We start from the raw sequence: 4060 nt of genomic DNA, 5'->3' as shown, positions 1-4060 counted from the left end.
CCTGCCCAGCAGGGGAACCGGATGCGGCGCCGGCCCGGGTGCGAGGCTGCTAGCCGTCCAAGACGCGCGCGGGGGTGTCCCCGTCGTCGTCGTTTCCACCATTTGTGTTGCGTCATATAGCGGACGCTCGCTGAAAGGAAATGCAAGTGCTCATTGCACAGCGCCCCACCCTCACTGAAGAAGTAGTAGCCGACAACCGCTCCCGGTTCATCATCGAACCGCTGGAGCCGGGCTTCGGCTACACGCTTGGCAACTCGCTTCGCCGTACGCTCCTTTCCTCCATCCCCGGTGCTGCAGTAACCAGCATCCGGATCGACGGAGTTCTGCACGAGTTCACCACCGTTCCCGGTGTCAAGGAAGATGTCACTGAGATCATCCTTAACGTCAAGAACCTCTCGGTGTCCTCCGAGCACGACGAGCCCGTCGTGGCTTACCTGCGCAAGCAGGGCCCCGGCGTCGTCACTGCCGCGGACATTGCTCCGCCGGCCGGCGTCGAGTTCCACAACCCGGATCTGCACATCGCCACCCTGAACTCGAAGGGCAAGTTCGAACTCGAACTGACCATCGAGCGTGGACGTGGCTACGTTTCCGCAAGCCAGAACAAGTCCGGCGACCAGGAGATCGGCCGTATTCCGGTTGACTCCATCTACTCGCCGGTTCTGAAGGTGACCTTCCGCGTGGAGGCCACCCGTGTCGAGCAGCGCACCGACTTCGACCGCCTGATTGTCGACGTCGAAACCAAGGATGCCATTGCACCGCGCGACGCCGTCGCCTCTGCCGGTACCACCCTGGTTGAGCTTTTTGGCCTGGCCCGTGAACTGAACACCGCAGCTGAAGGCATCGAAATTGGCCCGAGCCCCACGGATGCCGCACTGGCAGCCGACATGGCCCTGCCGATTGAGGACCTTGAGCTGACCGTGCGCTCCTACAACTGCCTCAAGCGCGAAGGCATCCACACCGTGGGTGAACTCGTAGCCCGCTCCGAGGCTGACCTGATGGACATTCGCAACTTTGGTGCGAAGTCCATCGACGAGGTGAAGGCGAAGCTGGTTGAACTGGGTCTGTCCCTGAAGGATTCTCCTCCCGGGTTTGATCTGGCCGCCCACGCCGCAGCCATCGAAGAGGACGAGTCCGAGTTCTCGGACGACGAGCTCTAAACACGCAAAATCTTGCCGTTAGTGCCATGGAGCACTAAATGGCACCGTTTGAGGAGAAAATGTAATGCCTACACCCACCAAGGGTAAGCGCCTCGGAGGCAGCCCGGCTCACCAGCGCCTGATGCTGGCGAACCTGGCAGCCCAGCTGTTCGAGCACAAGCAGATCACCACCACGGTGACCAAGGCCAAGCGCCTGCGCCCGTACGCCGAGCGCCTGATCACCTTCGCAAAGCGTGGAGACCTGTCTTCCCGCCGCCGCGTCCTGGCCCTGATCTCTGACAAGGGACTCGTCCACGAGCTCTTCACCGAGATCGCACCGGCCGTTGCCCAGCGCGACGGCGGCTACACCCGCATCACCAAGATCGGCAACCGCAAGGGCGACAACGCTCCCATGGCTGTCATCGAACTGGTGCTGGAACCGCTTTCCGCCAAGCAGTCCGTCGTAGCAGAAGCTTCCACCGCTGCTGCTGCCGCTGCTCCGGCTCCGGTTGCTGAGTCCGCCGATTCGGCTGACTCCAGCGATTCCGCTGAGTCTGCAGACTCCGCAGAGTCCGCTGATTCCGCAGAGTCTGCAGATTCCGCTGACGAAGCAGCTGAGGAAACCGAAGAGAAGAAGTAATTCTCTGATTTCCCCGCCATGCCCTTAATATTGGGGTATGACGATCGAGAGGCCCGCTGTCCCTAACCCGGACGGCGGGCCTCTTCGTATTCGGCTGGACCTTTCCTACGACGGCGCCCCGTTTGCGGGGTGGGCTGTCCAGCCCGGGCTAACCACTGTGCAGGGAACCCTGGAGGCAGCCCTCGCCGTTCTTTTCCGCCAACCCGTCCGGGTCACTGTTGCGGGCAGGACCGACGCCGGCGTGCACGCACGCGGCCAGGTTGTCCACTTCGACACCACACCGGACAAATGGGCTGCCCAGGCCCGCAGCACGGACCTTGAGCCCGCCGAGGCATTCCGCCGCCGCCTGCGCGGCGTGCTGAACCGGGAACTGACCGTGCCCCTGAAGGAAGCCGGACTGTCCCGCCGTGCCGTGGACGCCATGGCCGGCGCAATCGAAGTCCACGAGGCCTCCATCGCCCCGGCCGGCTTCGATGCCCGGTTCTCAGCGCTCTGGCGCCGCTACAGCTACCGCATTGCGGATCGCTCACAGGACTGGGATCCGCTGCAGCGCAGCACCACCCTGTGGCACAAGACGGCCCTGGACGAAGCCGCGATGAACGAAGCCGCTGCGGGCGTGCTCGGCGTGCAGGATTTCCTGTCCTTCTGCAAGCCCCGGGAACGTGCCACCACCATCCGCGAACTACAGGAGTTTGCCTTTACGCGCCGTCCCGACGGCGTCCTCGAAGCCCGCCTCAAAGCAGATGCTTTCTGCCACAACATGGTGCGGTCCCTGATCGGGGGAGCCTTGTTGGTCGGGACGGGGGAGAGACGGCCTGGCTGGCTGGCAGAACGAATGTTCGCTCGAATCCGGGACTCGAACTCGAAGCTGGCACCCCCGCATCCGCTGGTGCTGGAGGAAGTGAAGTATCCCGGAGCCGAGGAGCTGCGCGCCAGGGCGGAAACTACCAGGGCGCTCAGGGAATAGAATAGGCTCAGGCAAGAGCATGTCTGCCGGGACTTTTGACCTGACCCGGTAAGCAGGCTATTGTTTATAGTCGTTGTGCGTGTCCTACCTCGATAGGCCTATGCCCACGGGAGCGGCTCAGTTGCAGAGCCACCTGGCCCCGGGGAGATAGCCGAGATCTCAGGACCACTGGTTAATTCAGTCCTCACCTGACCATCCGGTAACGCATAGAGAAGCTGCACTGCGTATGGCATCCATGCGCGGCGCGCCACCTAAGAAGAAGAAACGAAGGCAAAAACCGTGCGTACGTACACCCCGAAGCCCGGCGACATCAACCGCCAGTGGCACGTCATTGACGCCACCGACGTTGTCCTAGGCCGTCTTGCCAGCCAGACCGCAACACTGCTGCGCGGAAAGCACAAGCCGACCTTTGCTCCCCACATGGACATGGGCGATTTCGTCATCATCATCAACGCTGAGAAGGTTGCCCTGACCGGCGCCAAGCTCGAACAGAAGCGTGCCTACCGCCACTCCGGTTTCCCGGGTGGCCTGTCCTCCGTCAACTATGCCGAACTGCTGGAGAAGAACCCGGTGCGCGCAGTTGAGAAGGCCATCCGCGGCATGCTGCCCAAGAACTCCCTCGCTGCACAGCAGATGGGCAAGCTGAAGGTCTACGCAGGTGCTGAGCACCCGCACGGCGCCCAGCAGCCCAAGACCTTCGAAATCACCCAGGTCGCCCAGTAGTTCTGGCCCGCCAACTAAGAAATTAATTCAAGGAGAATCGTGGCTCAGAACACTGAAGAGCTGAATGAAAACACCGAGGAGCTCACCAGCTACACCTCGGAAACCCCTGACGCTGCCGAATCGGCCGTCAAGGAACGCCCGGCCCTGACCGTTGCAGGTTCCGCTGTTGGCCGCCGCAAGGAAGCAATCGCCCGCGTGCGTGTTGTTCCCGGCACCGGCAAGTGGATCGTTAACGGCCGCCAACTGGCTGACTACTTCCCGAACAAGCTGCACCAGCAGGAAGTCAACGAGCCGTTCAAGCTCCTCGACCTCGACGGCGCATACGACGTCATCGCCCGCATCCACGGCGGCGGCGCTTCCGGCCAGGCCGGCGCACTGCGTCTCGGCGTTGCCCGCTCGCTGAACGAGATCGACCGCGAGAACAACCGTCCGGCCCTGAAGAAGGCCGGCTTCCTGACTCGTGACGCCCGCGTCATCGAGCGCAAGAAGGCTGGTCTCAAGAAGGCCCGCAAGGCGCCTCAGTACTCCAAGCGCTAAAACGCGCCTACCCCAAAGGGGGGGGGGGGGGGGGGGGGGGGGGGGGGGGGGGGGGGC

The 4060-nt window shown here is 63.1% G+C and carries 5 protein-coding genes; all 5 read left to right on the top strand.

Annotated elements, in window-relative coordinates; genetic code table 11:
• Positions 1-146 precede the first annotated feature (146 nt).
• The 5 genes from TVC13_RS17795 (at position 147) to rpsI (ending at position 4003) form a co-directional block, all read left to right on the top strand.
• Entirely contained in the window at positions 147-1157 is a 1011-nt protein-coding gene (locus TVC13_RS17795; RefSeq protein ID WP_152226493.1) for a DNA-directed RNA polymerase subunit alpha, read from the top strand.
• 64 nt (positions 1158-1221) lie between these two features.
• Positions 1222-1776, top strand: coding sequence for a 50S ribosomal protein L17 (gene rplQ, locus TVC13_RS17790; RefSeq protein WP_263127408.1), 555 nt, complete (start codon positions 1222-1224; stop codon positions 1774-1776).
• Positions 1777-1813: 37 nt separating this feature from the next.
• A complete protein-coding gene (locus TVC13_RS17785; protein WP_422402462.1) occupies positions 1814-2743 on the top strand; it encodes a tRNA pseudouridine synthase A in 930 nt (309 codons plus the stop codon).
• Between the two features lie 279 nt (positions 2744-3022).
• Positions 3023-3466 (top strand): 50S ribosomal protein L13, encoded by a 444-nt coding sequence (gene rplM, locus TVC13_RS17780; protein ID WP_422402461.1) that lies wholly within the window; start codon positions 3023-3025, stop codon positions 3464-3466.
• 39 nt (positions 3467-3505) lie between these two features.
• Positions 3506-4003 carry a 30S ribosomal protein S9 gene (gene rpsI, locus TVC13_RS17775; protein WP_422402460.1) on the top strand — a complete coding sequence of 166 codons (498 nt, stop codon included), beginning with the start codon at positions 3506-3508 and terminating at the stop codon, positions 4001-4003.
• Positions 4004-4060 lie beyond the last annotated feature (57 nt).

It is taken from the genome of Arthrobacter sp. 3Tela_A (assembly GCF_049311025.1).
Lineage (GTDB): Bacteria > Actinomycetota > Actinomycetes > Actinomycetales > Micrococcaceae > Arthrobacter_B.
This window is presented reverse-complemented; position numbering and strand designations above follow the sequence as displayed.

Coding starts and splice junctions, on each gene's coding strand:
- rplQ (WP_263127408.1), top strand. CDS start 1,222: ATGCCTACACCCACCAAGGGTAAGCGCCTCGGAGGCAGCCCGGCTCAC.
- TVC13_RS17785 (WP_422402462.1), top strand. CDS start 1,814: ATGACGATCGAGAGGCCCGCTGTCCCTAACCCGGACGGCGGGCCTCTT.